Source organism: Allokutzneria oryzae, from assembly GCF_042429765.1.
GTDB lineage: Bacteria > Actinomycetota > Actinomycetes > Mycobacteriales > Pseudonocardiaceae > Allokutzneria > Allokutzneria oryzae.
In genome coordinates, this window is the sequence record NZ_JBHLZU010000018.1 from 323,802 (window position 1) to 339,482 (window position 15,681).

The 15,681-nt window shown below is 70.1% G+C and carries 16 protein-coding genes and 2 tRNA genes; 7 read left to right on the forward strand and 11 right to left on the reverse strand.

Annotated elements, in window-relative coordinates; translation table 11 throughout:
* Nucleotides 1-46: 46 nt before the first annotated feature.
* From ACFFQA_RS20735 to ACFFQA_RS20745, 3 genes are read left to right on the forward strand one after another with little or no spacing between them, the layout of a single operon-like run.
* Nucleotides 47-496, forward strand: a complete 450-nt coding sequence (locus ACFFQA_RS20735; protein WP_377854562.1) for an Lrp/AsnC family transcriptional regulator — start codon at nt 47-49, stop codon at nt 494-496.
* Nucleotides 493-1,032: an HIT family protein gene (locus tag ACFFQA_RS20740; protein WP_377854565.1), complete on the forward strand. Its 540-nt coding sequence runs from the start codon at nt 493-495 to the stop codon at nt 1,030-1,032. The genes ACFFQA_RS20735 and ACFFQA_RS20740 overlap by 4 nt, the downstream gene beginning before the upstream one ends.
* Before the next feature lie 48 nt (nt 1,033-1,080).
* The gene (locus tag ACFFQA_RS20745; RefSeq protein ID WP_377854567.1) at nt 1,081-1,485 is read left to right on the forward strand and encodes a hypothetical protein; all 405 of its coding nucleotides are present in this window, start codon (nt 1,081-1,083) and stop codon (nt 1,483-1,485) included.
* 82 nt (nt 1,486-1,567) lie between these two features.
* On the opposite strand, the gene ACFFQA_RS20750 is transcribed toward ACFFQA_RS20745, so the two are convergent.
* From ACFFQA_RS20750 to ACFFQA_RS20770, 5 genes are all read right to left on the reverse strand, one after another.
* Nucleotides 1,568-1,680 (reverse strand) — tRNA-Ser (locus ACFFQA_RS20750).
* Nucleotides 1,646-2,065, reverse strand: a complete 420-nt coding sequence (locus tag ACFFQA_RS20755) for an Imm1 family immunity protein (protein ID WP_377854570.1) — start codon at nt 2,063-2,065, stop codon at nt 1,646-1,648. The genes ACFFQA_RS20750 and ACFFQA_RS20755 overlap by 35 nt, the downstream gene beginning before the upstream one ends.
* Nucleotides 2,062-2,829: a DddA-like double-stranded DNA deaminase toxin gene (locus ACFFQA_RS20760; RefSeq protein WP_377854573.1), complete on the reverse strand. Its 768-nt coding sequence runs from the start codon at nt 2,827-2,829 to the stop codon at nt 2,062-2,064. The genes ACFFQA_RS20755 and ACFFQA_RS20760 overlap by 4 nt, the downstream gene beginning before the upstream one ends.
* A gap of 173 nt (nt 2,830-3,002) precedes the next feature.
* A tRNA-Ser gene (locus tag ACFFQA_RS20765) sits at nt 3,003-3,087 on the reverse strand.
* A 38-nt stretch (nt 3,088-3,125) separates the two neighbouring features.
* Nucleotides 3,126-3,557 (reverse strand): MarR family winged helix-turn-helix transcriptional regulator, encoded by a 432-nt coding sequence (locus ACFFQA_RS20770; protein WP_377855918.1) that lies wholly within the window; start codon nt 3,555-3,557, stop codon nt 3,126-3,128.
* Nucleotides 3,558-3,739: 182 nt separating this feature from the next.
* On the opposite strand from ACFFQA_RS20770, the gene ACFFQA_RS20775 reads away from it, so the two are divergent.
* On the forward strand, nt 3,740-5,479 hold the full coding sequence (locus ACFFQA_RS20775; protein WP_377854576.1) for a bifunctional metallophosphatase/5'-nucleotidase: 1,740 nt from the start codon (nt 3,740-3,742) through the stop codon (nt 5,477-5,479).
* Nucleotides 5,480-5,590: 111 nt separating this feature from the next.
* Nucleotides 5,591-6,976: an NAD(P)/FAD-dependent oxidoreductase gene (locus tag ACFFQA_RS20780; protein ID WP_377854579.1), complete on the forward strand. Its 1,386-nt coding sequence runs from the start codon at nt 5,591-5,593 to the stop codon at nt 6,974-6,976.
* A gap of 446 nt (nt 6,977-7,422) precedes the next feature.
* On the opposite strand, the gene ACFFQA_RS20785 is transcribed toward ACFFQA_RS20780, so the two are convergent.
* The 3 genes from ACFFQA_RS20785 to ACFFQA_RS20795 are packed head-to-tail and all read right to left on the reverse strand — an operon-like array spanning nt 7,423 to nt 10,322.
* The gene (locus tag ACFFQA_RS20785; protein ID WP_377854582.1) at nt 7,423-8,001 is read right to left on the reverse strand and encodes a GNAT family N-acetyltransferase; all 579 of its coding nucleotides are present in this window, start codon (nt 7,999-8,001) and stop codon (nt 7,423-7,425) included.
* Nucleotides 7,998-9,116, reverse strand: coding sequence for an endonuclease/exonuclease/phosphatase family protein (locus tag ACFFQA_RS20790; protein WP_377855921.1), 1,119 nt, complete (start codon nt 9,114-9,116; stop codon nt 7,998-8,000). The genes ACFFQA_RS20785 and ACFFQA_RS20790 overlap by 4 nt, the downstream gene beginning before the upstream one ends.
* Before the next feature lie 45 nt (nt 9,117-9,161).
* A complete protein-coding gene (locus ACFFQA_RS20795) occupies nt 9,162-10,322 on the reverse strand; it encodes an alpha-hydroxy-acid oxidizing protein (protein ID WP_377854585.1) in 1,161 nt (386 codons plus the stop codon).
* A gap of 89 nt (nt 10,323-10,411) precedes the next feature.
* On the opposite strand from ACFFQA_RS20795, the gene ypfJ reads away from it, so the two are divergent.
* The gene (gene ypfJ, locus ACFFQA_RS20800) at nt 10,412-11,335 is read left to right on the forward strand and encodes a KPN_02809 family neutral zinc metallopeptidase (RefSeq protein ID WP_377854588.1); all 924 of its coding nucleotides are present in this window, start codon (nt 10,412-10,414) and stop codon (nt 11,333-11,335) included.
* Nucleotides 11,336-11,375: 40 nt separating this feature from the next.
* Here ypfJ and ACFFQA_RS20805 read toward each other — a convergent pair whose 3' ends face one another.
* Nucleotides 11,376-12,935, reverse strand: a complete 1,560-nt coding sequence (locus ACFFQA_RS20805) for a M28 family metallopeptidase (RefSeq protein WP_377854590.1) — start codon at nt 12,933-12,935, stop codon at nt 11,376-11,378.
* A 68-nt stretch (nt 12,936-13,003) separates the two neighbouring features.
* Nucleotides 13,004-13,663, reverse strand: coding sequence for a GNAT family N-acetyltransferase (locus ACFFQA_RS20810; RefSeq protein WP_377854592.1), 660 nt, complete (start codon nt 13,661-13,663; stop codon nt 13,004-13,006).
* A 60-nt stretch (nt 13,664-13,723) separates the two neighbouring features.
* On the opposite strand from ACFFQA_RS20810, the gene ACFFQA_RS20815 reads away from it, so the two are divergent.
* On the forward strand, nt 13,724-14,716 hold the full coding sequence (locus tag ACFFQA_RS20815) for an NAD(P)H-quinone oxidoreductase (protein WP_377854595.1): 993 nt from the start codon (nt 13,724-13,726) through the stop codon (nt 14,714-14,716).
* Between the two features lie 288 nt (nt 14,717-15,004).
* On the opposite strand, the gene ACFFQA_RS20820 is transcribed toward ACFFQA_RS20815, so the two are convergent.
* Entirely contained in the window at nt 15,005-15,661 is a 657-nt protein-coding gene (locus tag ACFFQA_RS20820; RefSeq protein WP_377854598.1) for a class I SAM-dependent methyltransferase, read from the reverse strand.
* Nucleotides 15,662-15,681: the final 20 nt, after the last annotated feature.

Genomic DNA, 15,681 nt, shown 5'->3' on the forward strand with positions numbered 1-15,681 from the left:
CGGCATATCACCCCGTTCACCGTGGATCTGCCGGTATTTTCGGCAGATGTCCGAGAGCCTTGACCAGACCGACTGGGAGATCCTCGTCGAGGTCCAGCGCGACGGCCGCATCCCGCTGACCGAGCTGGGGCGGCGGGTCAACCTCAGCGCGTCCGCGACGACGGAGCGGGTGAAGCGCCTGGAGGCGGCCGGCGTGATCACCGGCTACCGGGCGCAGGTCGACCTGACGAAGGTCGGCTACGCGGTCATGGCGGTCGTGCGCCTCAAGTACCCCGGCAGCCAGCACCAGCCGCTGCACCAGCTGCTCGGGGAGCGCATGGAGATCATGGAGTGCCTGCGCACCACCGGCGACGACTGCTACACCCTGAAGGTGGCCGCCGGATCGATGGCGCACCTCGAAGAGATCATCGACGACCTGGCCCGCTTCGGCAGCACCACGACGAACGTGGTCTACAGCCAGACCCTGCCCTACCGCGGCCCCCAGCGGGCCCCGTGACCCACGCGCCGGAGGGCTACGACTGCCCGATGTGCCGCCTCGTGCGGGGCGTCGGCACCCGGATGAGCCCGCCAGAGGCGGTCTTCTACCGCGACGACCACACAGTCGCGCTGGTGAGCGGCAAGTGGTGGAAGGCAAGTCCCGGTCACGTCCTGGTGGTGCCGACAGCCCACGTGGAGAACATCTACGACCTGCCAGACGAGGTCGCAGGTCCCCTGATGCGCACGGTCAGGAGAACGGCCGTCCTCCTGACAAGGGCCGACGGCTGCGATGGCACGTCGATCCGGCAGCACAACGAACCCGCGGGCAACCAGGACGTCTGGCACCTGCACGTCCACGTGTTCCCTCGGTGGACCGACGACAACCTGTACGAGCGCTCAGCCGAGACCCACTACCCGGATCACGCCGAACAGCTGGACCGCGCGCACCTGCTGCGGCGATTCTCGCGCGAGCTCGCCCGCCCGCATCGGTCACCCGGTGGACACGAGGGTCCTTCGTCGGTCGGACGGCACGGCCGCCACGACGGTCAACGCTGAGGGAGACCCCGCGAACCGGTGCGAGGGCAAGCGAGAACGGGAGAACCTGTGTCGGTCACACGGAAGAAGCTGGGGGCGTGCGTCGCGGCCCTTGCTGCGTCGTTCACCCTGGCAAGCCAGGCCACCGCGACGGCGGCACCCATCACCTCCCCGAGCACTGCGGGCACCGCGGAGGTCCCTGAGCTGGCCGCGTCGGCCCAGCACCTCGGACGCAAGATCAACCTGTGGGTCACCCGAGACCTGACCTGGCACGGGCACCTGGAGTACGGCGCCGAGGGCGACCGGGTCTGGGCGGAGAACTGGTGGGGCAACGTCGTCGGCAGCGCCGTCGTGCCCGCGAACAAGTTCTCGGTCGACACCAGCTCGTGGAGAAGCCACGGCACCTACCGGGTGTGCGGTAAGGCGAACGTGGGGACTGTGACGTTCTGCAGCCCCTACGCGACCCGCGGCTGAGCGGCTCGACGGCTTCGTCGACAGAGGGGAACGGGGATGCTCCGCCGGTGGCGGGACATCCCCGTTCCTGCTGCTCAGCTCCTGCGGAAGTGGAGGGATGTGAACCCCCGGACCCGTGAAGGTCTCCCGCTTTCAAGGCGGGTGCATTCGGCCGCTCTGGTTACCAGGTCTGGGGGATGACCTGCCAGCTCACGCACGTCGGCCTGTTACCGGTGGTGACGAACTCCGCCAACGCCTCGGTGATCTGGGCGCGAGGAAGCCAAGAGTCAGGTGGGAAGTCGACGTTCTCGTCTTCGAAGTCGGGGCCGTCACCTGGGCCGAGTGTCCGCGCTCGCGGCGTGTCGCGGTCCCAGTAGCAGAGCGCGCCGAGGTCCAGAGCGCCGTCGATCACGACCACGAGTTCGTGATCGGGATACTTGCCCTCCCAAAGCTCGCGGCCGTCGTGGGTGACCATGCCAGAAGCGGACTTCGGCTGCGCGAGGGCATCGATGACCACCTCGACATCGTCGGCCGTACGGGCTTGAAGGCCAACCTGTCGACCGTCCGAGGTGCTCAGGTCCCGGAAGATCACGTCGATCACTGCTCGACTCCTCGATAGGTGTAGCTGCTGCCGTCACGGACCACGACTGTGAGTTCGGCTCCGGGTGGCAGAAACACTGCCAGGTGCTTGTCGCACGACAGATCCTGGGGCGGTGGGTCGATACCGCACGGTTTGCGGTTGATCACGATGGTCTCGCGCATCGGCTCCGCACCGGGAGGTCGGGCGGCGGTCATCTCGCGCATGCGCATGGCGAACTGGATCTCCACGTGACGTGCCAACGTCGGCGGCGCGATCGGCCGACACAGCCCCAGCGCCTGTGCGTGCTTCGCCGCCACACCGAACCACCGGCTGTTCTCACCGGAGACCAGCGGCACGACCGTCCCGTCCGGAGCGACCCACGCACCCGATGTACGGCCATGGTCCAGGGGAACCGGCAGCTCGGCGCGGGCACGTTCGAACAGCTGGGCGCGCTCGGCCTGAGTTGGCGCGAGTGTCGTGTGGTCCGGCGGTTCGGCCACGGTGGGACTGCCGTCCGGGACACGGTGACCGCCAAGACCGGCGATCCACGCCTCGACTCGGACAGGCACCTGGGCCAGGAGTTGCCGCACCGCGTGCAGATCGTCCTTGACGGCCTCGAACCTGGTGTGCACCTCGCTGACCGCGTCATCGAGTCCACCCTGGGTGGCGTGCTGCCAGTGCGTAGCGGCGGAGTCGATGGCGTCCTCAGCGGCGTCGACCAGCTCGACGGGCAACGCGGCCACCGCTCGACGAGCGGCGTCGGCGACCTCACTGCGAAGGGACACGGAACTCGACCCTGCCGCTGCCGACTCATCGATGGACCAGTTCCAGCGCGCTCCACTCGATCAGTGCGGCTGGCATGGAGCCAAGCGCATGCACTGGACGTGGTGTGCACGCTCGGCGGCGGACACCGGGAGACCCGGACATGAAGGCATCGCCCATGGTCAGAGTTGGTTTGCGGAAGTGGAGGGATTTGAACCCCCGGACCCGTGAAGGTCTCCCGCTTTCAAGGCGGGTGCATTCGGCCGCTCTGCCACACTTCCCTGGTGCGTCATGGGCAGCCTAACCCGACGCGTCAAGATCAGTTTCGTTGGCCGCGCAGGTGGTCGTCGACGCGCTCGAAGACCCTGGCCAGGACCGCCTGCTCCTCATCGCTGATCAGGTCGATCAGGTGGGTGCGGACACCGTCGAGGTGGGTGGGGGCTGCGGCGCGCAGCACGGCCATGCCCTTCTCCGTCAGCTCCGCGAAGACGCCTCTGCCGTCGCTGGGGCACTCCGTGCGGGTCACCAGGTCCGCCTGTTCCATCCTGGAGATCTGGTGCGAGAGCCTGCTCTTGGAGGAGGCCAGCTCGCCCGCGAGCACGCTCATCCGCATGCGCAGGCCGGGCTGTTCGGAGAGCCGGACCAGGATCTCGTAGTCCCCGAGTGCCAGTCCGTGGTTGTCCTGGAGCTCCCTGTGCAGCCGGTAGGACAGCATCTGGGAGCCGACGATGTAGGCGCGCCACGCCCGCATCTCTTTGTCGTCGAGCCAGCGCGGCTCGGTATCAGCAGCCCACGTCACGCCGTCAAGGCTATGCGTACCCACCCGGTACCCGCCCTTCATCGTGATGTAACCGTCTGGCCTGGTGTCGGCGAGCGGTAGCAGGCACACTCCTCGCCCGTGCGCCCAGCAGGCGCCCTGGAGGAGGAAGCAGTATGACAACGACCACCCGGTCGGCGACCAGGCCGCACCGGCGCCGCCGCGCCGTGGCGGTTGTCGCCCTTGCCGCCGCCGCACTGGTGACGGGCACGAGCGGGACCGCCACCGCCGCCCCAGGAGGTTGGACGAGCGATGTCCGTCTGATCGCCTTCAATGACTTCCACGGCAACCTCGAACCGCCATCCGGCTCGTCGGGCCGGATCACCCTCTCCGACGGCAAGACCGTCGACGCGGGTGGGGCGGCCTACCTTGCCACCCACCTCAAGAAGCTGCGTGGGCAGGCACGCGACTCGATCGTGTTGTCCGCGGGTGACAACATCGGCGGGTCGCCCGCCGTCTCGGCGCTGTTCCACGACGAGCCGACCATCGAGCTGCTGAACTCGCTCGACCTGAAGGCGTCGGCGATCGGCAACCACGAGCTCGACGAGGGCTACCAGGAGCTGCTGCGGATGGCCCGCGGCGGCTGCCACCCCAAGGACGGTTGCCAGTTCCGCAAGAACTTCCGCGGTGCCAAGTTCCCCATGCTCGCCGCCAACATGACCTTCGAGAAGACCGGCCTGCCCGCCCTGCTGCCGTTCTCGATCGAGTTCTCCGGACCGATGCCCGTCGGCATCATCGGTGTGCCGCTGAAGGACCTGCCGACCGTCGTCTCCGCCGAGGCCGTGAAGGGCCTGAAGTTCTCCGACGAGGTCGCCGCGATCGACCGCACCGCCAACCTGCTCGACCGGCTCGGTGTCAAGGCGCAGGTCGTGCTGCTGCACCAGGGCGACAACACCGAGGGCGGCGGCCCCAACGACTGCCGCACCACGCCCGGTCCCGCCCGTGACATCGCGCAGCGGGCCAGCTCGAAGGTCGACGTGATCTTCACCGGGCACAGCCACCAGCAGTACGTCTGCTCCATCAACGACCCGTCCGGCCAGCCCCGTCCGGTGCTGCAGGGCGCGTCCTTCGGCCGCATCCTGTCCGTGGTGGACGCCAAGATCGACTGGCGGACGCGCGACATCGTCCGCTCCTCGGTGAAGGCGTTCAACCAGGTCGTCACCCGTGACGTTCCCGAGGACAAGGCCGCGAAGGCCCTCGTCGACGAGGCCAGGACCAAGGCCGCCCCGATCGCGAACCGGCCGGTCGGCACCATCAGCGCAGACGTGCTGCGCGCCGCGGTGCCCTCCGGCGAGTCGCAGCTGGGCAACATGATCGCCGACGCGCAGCTGGAGTCCACCAAGAGCGCGGGCGCGCAGCTGGCGCTGATGAACCCCGGCGGTGTGCGGGCCGACCTGGTCTACAAGTCCTCCCCCGCCAACGAGGGCGACGGCGTTGTCACCTACGGCGAGGCGTTCACCGTGCAGCCCTTCGCCAACATCCTGCAGACGATCTCGCTGACCGGCGCGCAGCTGAAGGCGGTGCTGGAGCAGCAGTTCCAGACCGGGCCGGACGGCGCTCCGATCGTGCGCATCCTGCAGCCGTCGAGCACGCTGAAGTACTCGTGGTCGGCTTCGGCTCCCAAGGGCTCCAAGATCTCCGGGATCACCGTCGGCGGCCAACCGGTCCAGCCGGACACGAAGTACCGGGTGACGGTGAACAACTTCCTCCAGGCTGGCGGTGACGGCTTCACCGAGCTGTCCAAGGGCACCGAGCTCACCGGTGGCCCGATCGACCTGGACTCGTTCATCGACTACCTGAAGCTGAAGCCGAACGCGGCCCCGCCCGCGACGGACCGGATCACCGCCGCTCCGTGATGTGACGGCACGACTTCAGTAGTCACTGGGTCAGGTGCAGGGACGCCCTGAGTAGGTGGAAACGCTCTCAGGGCGTCCTTTCGCGTTTCGACCCGAACTAGCTTCGGGTTCATGGGAATGCGGCACGGAGTTGTTCTCGGGGGCGGGCTCGCGGGGATGCTGACCGCGTCGGTGCTCGCGCGGCACCTGGACGCGGTCACGGTGATCGAGCGGGACCGACTGCCCGCCGGACCGCTCGACCGGGCCGGTTCTCCGCAGGGGCGGCACACGCACGCGTTCGCCGGGGGCGGCGTGGCCGCGCTGGACCGGCTGTTGCCCGGCATGGTCGACGAGCTGGTCAAGGCGGGCGCGCGGCGGATCCGCAACCCGGAGGACGTGCTGATCCTGACCACCGCCGGGTGGCTGCCGCGCTACCAGGACATGGAGTCCTTCCTCAGCGCCAGCAGGCGGGTCATCGACTGGAGCATCCGGGAGCGGGTGCTGGCCGACGTCCGGATCTCCGTGCGGCAGGCCACCGACGTGACCGGGCTGGCCGGGGACGCGGGCAGGGTCACCGGGGTGCGGCTGCGGTCGCGGGAGACCAGGGCGACCGACGAGCTCGCCGCGGACCTGGTGGTCGACGCGACCGGCCGCGGCTCGCACGCGCCGAGGTGGCTGCGCGAGATCGGGGTTCCCGAGGTGCGCGAGGAGCTGGTCGATCCCGGGATCGTCTACGTCACCAAGGTGTTCCGCGCGCTGCCCGGCACCGAGGACGACTTCCCAGCGATCATGATCGCCGATGACCCCCGGTCCGAGCGGCCGGGCCGGGGAGCGCTGCTGCTGCCGGTCGAGGACGGCCAGTGGATGCTGACGCTCTCCGGCCGCCGGGGTGTCACCCCGCCCTCCGACGACGAGGGTTTCCACGCGTTCGCCCGCGAGCTGCCGCACCCGATCCTGAGCAAGATCATCGAGATGGCGGAGCCGGTGTCCCGGATGTTCCGCTACGACCTGACGAGCAACCGGCGGCGGCGCTACGACCGGCTGCGTCCGGCGCCGGAGGGGTTCGTCGCGATCGGCGACGCGCACTGCAGCTTCAACCCGGTGTACGGGCACGGCATGACCGTGTCGGTGTTCGGCGCGCTCGCACTGCACGAAACGCTTGGGCGGCAAGGTCTTCAGCCGAGCACCGCACGCCTCGCGCAGAAGGCGGTCGCGCGCGCGACGGACCCGGTGTGGGCGATGGCGCGCAGCCAGGACGTCCGGTTCCGCGGCACCACGGGCACGCGGATGACCATGCTCGACCGCGTACAGGAGGCTTACGGGCGGCGGTTGCAGCGGGCGGCGATCGGCTCGCGGGACATCGTCGCCGCACAGCTGTCCGTCTTCGAGCTGGCCGGGCCGCCGACGCAGCTGCTCGCACCGAAGATCATCCGGCAGGCGATGCGCAGGCCACGCGCGACGGGCCCGACCGAACCTCCGCTGACCGAACGGGAACGCGCCGCGCTGCGCATCGGCTAGGGCCGACAGACCCTCCCCTCCACCCCCGGAACCCCATCACGCCAGTCCCCGTGTTCGCGTTTTGTCACCTTGATGCGAATTGAGAGCGCTCTTTCGCGCAACAAGGTGACAAAACGCGAAACCCCGGCCACGCCAGCCCACGCGCAGCGCCTCGGAGCGCCGGGGGTGCCGCACCGATGCGGTCATCCGGGCAGCCCCGGGACACCAGCTAGGTCGTGTCCTGCAAGTGGTAACACCACCTCACCATCCCCCTGGCCCCCTCACCCCCGCGCCCCTCTCTTCGCGTTTTGGAAACTTAACGCGAAATGAGAGCGCTCCTTTGCGCATCAAGGTGACAAAACGCGAAAACCTCGACCACGCCGGCCAGCCCTCGCGTGCACGGGGGTACGGGGGTACGGGGGTGAGGGGGCGAGGCCGGGGGATCGGGACGACTTGCAGGACAGGCGCTAGTCGGGGTCTCTGGCTCCGGGCCACGGGCCGATCGGGGTGTCGGCGACCTCAACGGGCTCGTCCTCCACTCGGAAGACCTCGAACCCGCGGGCCTTGTAGTTGGCGAGCGCCGCCGGGCCGTCCAGCGAACACGTGTGCACCCACACGCGCCTGGTCGGCCGGAGCTGCGGCCAGCGCTGGGCGAGGTTCCACGCGCGGACTCCGGCCTCGTGCAGCATGTGCCCGCCGAGGCCGCGACCGAGGAAGCCGGGCAGCAGCCCGAAGCAGGTGATCTCGACCTGGTCCTCGGGCTGCGCGTCCAGCTCCACGTACCCGGCCGGGGTGCCGCGCGACCACAGCACCCACGTCTCGCTCCCCGGCCGCTCCAGCCAGTGCGACCAGCGCCGGTGGGACCAGCCCAGCCGGTCGGTCCAGTGCCAGTCGCCGCCGACTGCCGTGTAGAGGAAGCGGCTGAACTCCGGGCTCGGCACGTCGACGCGGACCAGGTCGACCGGCTCGGCCGGTGGCTTGGCGGGGCGGAGGCTGTCCGGCGTGGTCTGCTGGAGCGACCACGTTGTCACCACCTGCCGGCTCATCTGATCACGTCCACCCAGACGGCGTGGTGGTCGGAGGCGTCGTTCAGGCGCGCGAGCGGCGAGCCGCTCGGCTCCCAGAACACCCCGGCCCGCACCGGGACCAGCGGCCACGACGGCAGCACGTAGTCGATGCGCAGGTTGCCGGGGCTCTTGTCGTTGAAGTCGCCGGTGTCCAGCCAGGGCGCGCCACGGTGGTCCTTGTTCGCGCCGCCCTGGACGCGGGCGGCCTCGACGGCTCCGACGCTGTACGGCATCGGGTCGATCACCCTGCGGGCGTTGAGGAGCTGCTTCGCGGCGCGGTCGACGCTGTCGCCGTCCACGGGGTCGGCGTTCTGGTCTCCGGCGATGACGAACGGGCCGGTGCGCAGCCCGCCGCGCTTGCCCGCGTCGTCGTAGATGTAGCCGCCGTGCCCCGGGTTGACGTAGTCGGCCCAGAAGCGGATCTCGTCGTGGTTGCGCTTGCCGTTGCGGTCCTCCGGCCCGTCGAAGGTGGGCGGGGTGGGGTGTGAGACGAGGAAGTGGACCTGGTCGCGGCCGGTCCGGATGGGGATGTCCCAGTGCGACTTCGACGACAGCCGCAGGATCTCCTGAGCCTGCTTGGAGTAGAAGTCCTTGGGCAACAAGGAGTTCGGCATGTCCGCCCAGCGGAACTTCTGGAAGGTCCTGATCGCCGCGGTGTCGATCGGGTGCTTCGAGAGCACGACCATGCCGTACTGCCCGGGGAACAGCCCGAAGCCGTACGCGTCGTCCCCGCCGCCGATCTTGCCGTCGTTGTTGAGGTCGACCCCGGTCGGCACACCGGTGTTGACCGGCGCGGTGAAGGCGTGGGGGTACGTGATCGGGCTCGCGCCCTGCTGGCCGACTTCGAGGTAGTTCCGCCGGAAGGCGTCCACCGCCCTGTTGCCGGAAACGTAGTCGAACTCGTTGAGCAGCAACACGTCCGGCCGGACCCGCTGCACGACCTCGGCGACCTTGCGCGCCTGCGGATCGTCCTTAGTGGACAGATTTGCCAGCAGCTCGCCCTCGGTCGCGCGGTTCAGCGAAGCGTTGAAGGTGGCGAAGCGGGTGATCGGTTTGTCTGCGGCATAGGCGGTCGGCGCGGCCACGACGACCATCGCCAGCGCCACGGCGAGACTGCGACGGAACAACTTCGGAACTCCTCAGGACTCCCGCACCACACTGGTGCGGTCCAACTGGGCAGGGCGGGCGTAACCGGAGAGCGCGAGCATCAGGTCGAACTCGGCGAGCAGGCAGCGCATGGCGTGTTCGACACCGCGCCGTCCGCCGACGCCGAGGCCGTAGACCCAGTGCCTGCCGACGAGAACGGCGGACGCGCCGAGCGCGAGGGCGACCAGGATGTCGGCGCCGCAGCGGATTCCGGAGTCGAACAGCACCGGGACCCGGCCGGAGACGGCGGCGACCACGTCGGGCAGGCAGTCGAGCGCGGCCCGCGCTCCGTCGACCTGGCGGCCGCCGTGGTTGGACACGATGATCCCGTCCGCCCCGGCGTCGAGCACGGCGCGGGCGTCCTCGGCGTGACAGATCCCTTTGACCACAACGGGGAGGCTGGTCCAGGACTTCAACCGGGCGAGGTCGGCGAAGGTCAGCGTGGGGTTGCCGAACTGCCTGGACCACTCGCCGATGGCGGCCCGGAGCGCGTCCTCGCTGGACTCCGGCGGCTCGGCGAGCCCGGCGCGGAACACCGGGTCGGTGAGGTAGTTGCCGATGCCCTGGCCGGTGTGGAACGGCAGGTTGCGGTAGGCGAGGTCGCGCGGCCGCCACGACACGGCGCAGGTGTCGACGGTGAGCACGATCGCCTGGTACCCGGCGCGTTCCGCCCGTGTCACAAGGGATTTGGCCAGCTCGTCCGTGCGCGGCCAGTACAGCTGGAACCAGCGGCGACCTTCCGGTTCGGCGCTGGCGATCTTCTCAAGCGGGGTGGTCGACGCGGTGGAGACGACGTGCACCAGCCCGAGCGCGGCGGCCGCGGCTGCCGGGGCGGACTCGGCGTCGTCGTGCACGATGCTGTTGAGCCCGACCGGCGCGAGCAGCACGGGCGCGGCCATCGGCGTGCCGAACAGCGTGGTGGACAGGTCGCGCTCGGAGACGTCGCGCAGCACCCGGGGCACCAGGCGCCAGCGGTCGAAGGCGGAGAGGTTGGCCCGCGCGGTGCGTTCGGTGCCCGCCGCGCCCGCGACGAAGGCGAACGACTGGGGGGTCATCGCGGCCTTGGCGGCCTGTTCCAGCCCGTCGTAGCTGATCGGCAGCCCTTCGCCGTCATCGGCGTAGATCTCGTGCTGGAAGTCCCCGAAGTGGCCCACCGGGGTATGTCTACCTGCCACGCGGAGTGCTGGGAAGCGCATCGGCGATATCTTCGACAGCGCTGGGGGATGTCACTGCTGGAGGCAAGGTGCGGTTCAACGAGGACGCCGATCTCGACGTCTCACAGGTGGAGGACCTGCGCGAGTCCTCCGGCGGGGTCGGCGGCCGGGTCGCCATCGGCGGCGGCGGCCTCGGCATCGTCGGCCTGGTGATCTACTTCCTGTTCTCCCAGTTCGGCGGCGGGGCCGGGCTGCCTGCGGTGCCGGGCTTCAGCCTGGACCAGGTGGAGCGCGGCGGACAGGCCGACAACACCCGGCTGGCCGAGGAGTGCCGCAGCGGCGCGGACGCGAACTCCAAGCAGGACTGCGCGCTGGTCGCGGTGATCAACTCGATCCAGGGCTACTGGAAGCAGCAGTTCGCCGCCCAGGGCAAGACCTACGAGGCCGCGCCGACGAAGTTCTTCCGTGGCGGCGTGAACACCCGCTGCGGCAGCGCCACGTCGGACGTGGGGCCGTTCTACTGCCCCGCGGACTCCGACGTCTACATCGACCTGGGCTTCTTCAAGGACCTGCGCGAGAAGTTCGGGGCGCAGGGCGGCACGTTCACCCAGGCGTACGTACTGGCCCACGAGTACGGGCACCACGTGCAGAACCTGCTCGGCACCTCACGGCAGGTGCGGGGCAACGCGACCGGCCCGACGTCCGGCTCGGTGCGCCTGGAGCTCCAGGCCGACTGCTACGCGGGGGCGTGGGCGAACCACGCGACCACGACGCCGACCAGCTCCGGCAAGCCGTTGATCACCCAGGTCACGCAGCAGGACATCAACGGAGCGCTCGACGCGGCGGCGCGCATCGGCGACGACTTCATCCAGTCCCAGCTGGGCGGCAGGCAGGTCGATCCGAGCCAGTTCAGCCACGGCACCTCGAAGCAGCGGCAGAAGTGGTTCACCACGGGCCTGCGCACCGGCGACCCCGGCTCCTGCGACACCTTCCGCGCCAACGACCTCGGCTGACACCGCGCGGCCCCGGGCGTTGACCCGGGGCCGCGGTGGGTCAGGCGGTGACGTGGTCGTGCGCGTGCGGCTTGGCGAGCTTCAGCGCGGGGGCCGAACGCAGCGCCGCGAGCCTGGCGTTCTTGCGGACCGCGCGCGAGGGCACTCCGTTGACGTCCTCCGTGCTGGTCGCGTAGACGCCGACGGACCAGGCGATCGCGCCGGAGTTCCGGTTGAGCGCCGTCCGGTCGATGTTGCCCAGGTTGTCGCAGGCCTTGTGGTAGCACTTGTCGTAGGCCACGTCGGCCTGGCCGCCCCACTTCTCGGCCTGCGCGGCGGTCTTGATGCCCTCGGCCCCGGTGAACAGTCCACCGGCCGGGATGCCGACCTTGATGAACTCGCCGTAGTCGGAGCGGCCGGAGAAGTCCGTGCCCTCACTGGGGATGCCCCGGGCGGCGAAGTAGTCGACGAAGGTCTTCTCGATCTGCGCCGAGCCGTACGGGCCGGGGCCCGCACCGGTGTTGTCGGAGTTGTCGCCGTCGTAGACGAAGTACGCCGCGTTCGGCGAGCCCACCATGTCGAAGTTCAGGTAGAGCGCGATGTCCACCTGCTGCTCGAAGTCCAGGCTCTGGACGTACTTGGTGGAGCCGACCAGGCCGAGCTCCTCAGCGCCCCACCAGGCGAAGCGCACGGCGTTCTTGACCTTCGCGGTGCCGCCGAGCTGGAGCGCGGTCTCCAGCAGCGCCGCGGAGCCGGTGCCGTTGTCGTTGATGCCGGGGCCGAGCCCCACGCTGTCCAGGTGCGCCCCGGCCATCACCACGTTGTCGACACGGCCGGTGCGGGTCTGCGCGACCACGTTGCGGTTGGTCCGCTGCTCGGTGTGCACGCGCAGGTCCACGGTGGTGGCCGCGCCCGCCTTGGCCGCGAGCGCGGTGCCCTCCGCCTTGCTCACGCCGCCGGTCGGGACCTTCGCGCTGGCCGCGTCGCCGAGGGTCCAGCCCTCGGGCCCGGTGTCGCTGTTGTCGGAGATGATCACGGCCTTGGCGCCGAGCCCCGCGGCGTTGAGCTGCTTCTGCGCGAACGAGCACGCGCCCCGGCGGATCAGCACGACCGCGCCGCTGATCGGCAGCCCGGCGAAGTCGCTGGTCTCGCAGCCGGGCGTGCCGTCCTCGGGGACGACGACCAGCGGGCCGCTGATGCCGCCGACCGCGGTGTTCGGCGAGAACTCCAGCGGGTCGGCCGTTGCCTTCAGTCCACCCGCGTCCACCAGGCCCGCGTCGATGACCTCCTCGTCGTAGGTGAAGGTCGGCGTCGTGACGTCGAAGCCCGCGTCGCGGAGCTTGCCCGCCACGTACTCGACGCTGGCGTCGTAGCCCTTGCTGCCCGCCGCTCGGTTGCCGCCGTTGGCGTCGGCGATGCGCTGCAGGGCGCGCAGGTGCCGCTGCACGTTGTCGACGTTGACCTTGCGGTCGAGCTGCTTGGCGAGCGCGGGTCCGTCGATCGCGCCGCCGGGAGCCGCGGGACCGGGGATCGCACCGGCCGACGCGGAGCTGATCGCCAGGCCCGCGCACACCGCGGACGCGATCAGGCTTGTTCGAAGAGCCGTACGGGGAGGACGCATGCACGCTCCTGAATTAGTTCCGCCCATTGGACGTCACCCTTATGCGCACATCCTCCCTGTTCAAGGGGTTATACGGCCTTGTCGGTTAGGCCAAGCAGCCCTAGGCAGGCGGGCAGGCCGGTGACGGTGACGTCCCAGTCGGGGCGGTGCCGGGCGAAGCGGTCGGCGTCCAGCGCGAACCGCACGGTCTCGGTCGACCGCCCCCTTCGGACGGCGCGGGGGCCCGTCTCCTCGGTGTATCCGAGCTTGCGGCTCACCGCGCGCGACTTCGGGTTGTCGGCCATGGCGGTGGAGTTGACCCGTTCCGCGCCGAGGTGGTCGAAGGCGAACATGAGGGCCGCCGCGCGCATCTCGGTTCCGTAACCGTTGCGCTGGTGGTCCATGCCGATCCAGGAACCGGTGCCGAGCTCCCTGGTGATCGCGAAGTGCTCGCCGCCGATGGCCTGGGTGCCGATGACCCGGCCGTCGAGCCGGACGAGGAAGTGGAGCGTCCACTTCTCCGGGGTGAACGACGCGCGCGAGCGCCAGTAGAACTGGAGGAGGTTCGTGCGCAGCTTCTCCGGGGGCGCGTCGGTCCACTCGGGCACGAAGGGCATCACCTCCGGCGGGTGCACGCCACGCGCCGCGACCTCGGCAAGCTCGAAGATGCCGGGGTCGTCCTCTGGGCGCAGTTCGAGCCTCGGCGTCCGGACGACGAGTCCGCGCAGCGGCCAGGGGTCGGCATTCATGGGGTGATGCTGGCGGTGATCGGCGAGGCACGCCAGCCATTTGCCGATAGCGTCGGAACCATGCAGGCGATCGTGATCCGTGAACCAGGTGGCCCCGAGGTGCTCCGCTGGGCACCGCTCCCCGACCCGAAGCCGGGCAAGGGCGAGGTGCTCATCGAGGTGACGGCGACAGCCGTCAACCGCGCCGACCTGTTGCAGCGCAAGGGTTTCTACCCGCCGCCGCCCGGGGCGTCGAAGGTGCTCGGCCTGGAGTGCTCCGGCACGATCGCGGCCGTCGGCCCCGAGGTGAGCGGCTGGAAGGTCGGCAACCAGGTGTGCGCGCTGCTCGCGGGCGGCGGCTACGCCGAACGGGTCGTGGTGCCCGCCGCGCAGTTGCTGCCGATCCCGCAGGGCGTGGACATGGTGACCGCGGCGGGCCTGCCCGAGGTGGCGTGCACCGTGTGGTCGAACGTGGTGATGAGCGCCGGTCTGACCGAGGGCGAGACGCTGCTGGTGCACGGAGGAGCCGGGGGCATCGGCACGTTCGCGGTGCAGGTCGGCCGGGCACTGGGCGCCAGGGTCGCGGTCACCGCGGGCACGGACACCGGCCTGGAGCGCTGCCGGGAGCTGGGCGCGGAGATCACGGTGAACTACCGCACCGAGGACTTCGTCGAGGTGGTGCGCAAGGCGACCGGTGACCACGGCGCGGACGTGGTGCTGGACAACATGGGCGCGGCGTACTTCGAGCGCAACGTCGAGGTGCTCGCGCCGGACGGCCGCCTGGTGATCATCGGCATGCAGGGCGGCGTGAAGACGGAGCTCAACGTGGGCTCGCTGCTCGCGAAGCGGGCGACGGTGACCGCCACGGGCCTGCGCGGGCGCCCGGTGGACGGCCGCAACGGCAAGGGCGAGATCGTCGCCCAGGTCCGCAAGAACCTGTGGCCGCTGATCGCCAGTGGCCGGGTGAAGCCGGTGGTCCACACGAAGCTGCCGGTCAAGGACGCCGGCGACGCGCACCGCATCCTGGAGGCGGGCGGCGTGATCGGCAAGATCATCCTCGTTGTCCGTTCCTGACCCGGAACCGGGTTGTCCACAGCGTCGGCCCACAACCGGGTCGACGCTGTGGATGAGGGCAGCACGCAGCGCGGGCCCCCGGCGCGGGGATCCCCCATTTCCAGTGTTCAGCACGGTGTGACCAGCCCGAAAGCACCTACCCACAAACTGTGGACAACTCCGCCACTTGTGGATAACTCCCCTTCCGCCGGCGCTCCCGACCACCACGCCGACACCCCCACGCGCGACCATGTGGATTCGGGGGGCCTCAGTTCCCCCACAGCGCCAACACGCCGGCGCGGGGCGGGGTCACTCCGTGTTGAGGGTGGCGATCGCCAGGCGGGTGCCGGAGGGGTCGGAGCGGGTGCGCAGGTCGTACTCGTCCTGCCAGCGGGCCGCGACCGTCAGCTCTCCGGGCCGGTCCACGTCGTCGAGGACCAGGGTGGCTCCGGGGGCCAGCGCCCAGCGCAGGGACGGCAGGGCGGGGTACCTGATCATCGACTGGCCCGGGTCCGTGCTGGGCGGTCCGTCCACGATCAGCATGTCCACCAGGCCGTGCTGGTCGACGTAGGCCGCGACCGCCTCCGAGACGACCTCCGAGGAGTACCAGAGCAGGCCGCTGGCGTTCTTGGCCAGCGGGGCGTGCACCACCTTGGCGATGCCGTGCAGGCCCTCTCGGCGCAGCTGGGTGTCGACGTAGGCCGCCCACCGCTGGTCGTTCTCGATCGAGAGCAGGTGCCCGAAACCGCGCCTGGCGAGCAGTCTGGCCAGCACGATCGACGACGGGCCGCTGCCGCACTCCACCAGCACCGTGCGGCTGCCGAGCAGGACCTCGTCCAGCAGCGCGGTCAGGCCGGTGGGGCGCAGCGTCGCGGTCGCCGAGAACGGCAGGTACTCCGTGAGCAGCGGCGCGAGGCGTATCCACGCGTTCAGGTCCGCCATCGCACGGCGCAGCGACTCGTCCACCCAGCCTCCAGCTTCGTTTG

Excerpts from the sequence above, each read along its gene's own strand:
- ACFFQA_RS20735 (WP_377854562.1), top strand. The coding sequence starts at position 47 with ATGTCCGAGAGCCTTGACCAGACCGACTGGGAGATCCTCGTCGAGGTC.
- ACFFQA_RS20770 (WP_377855918.1), bottom strand. The coding sequence starts at position 3,557 with ATGCGGGCGTGGCGCGCCTACATCGTCGGCTCCCAGATGCTGTCCTAC.
- ACFFQA_RS20775 (WP_377854576.1), top strand. The coding sequence starts at position 3,740 with ATGACAACGACCACCCGGTCGGCGACCAGGCCGCACCGGCGCCGCCGC.
- ACFFQA_RS20780 (WP_377854579.1), top strand. The coding sequence starts at position 5,591 with ATGGGAATGCGGCACGGAGTTGTTCTCGGGGGCGGGCTCGCGGGGATG.
- ACFFQA_RS20785 (WP_377854582.1), bottom strand. The coding sequence starts at position 8,001 with ATGAGCCGGCAGGTGGTGACAACGTGGTCGCTCCAGCAGACCACGCCG.
- ACFFQA_RS20790 (WP_377855921.1), bottom strand. The coding sequence starts at position 9,116 with ATGGTCGTCGTGGCCGCGCCGACCGCCTATGCCGCAGACAAACCGATC.
- ACFFQA_RS20805 (WP_377854590.1), bottom strand. The coding sequence starts at position 12,935 with ATGCGTCCTCCCCGTACGGCTCTTCGAACAAGCCTGATCGCGTCCGCG.
- ACFFQA_RS20810 (WP_377854592.1), bottom strand. The coding sequence starts at position 13,663 with ATGAATGCCGACCCCTGGCCGCTGCGCGGACTCGTCGTCCGGACGCCG.
- ACFFQA_RS20815 (WP_377854595.1), top strand. The coding sequence starts at position 13,724 with ATGCAGGCGATCGTGATCCGTGAACCAGGTGGCCCCGAGGTGCTCCGC.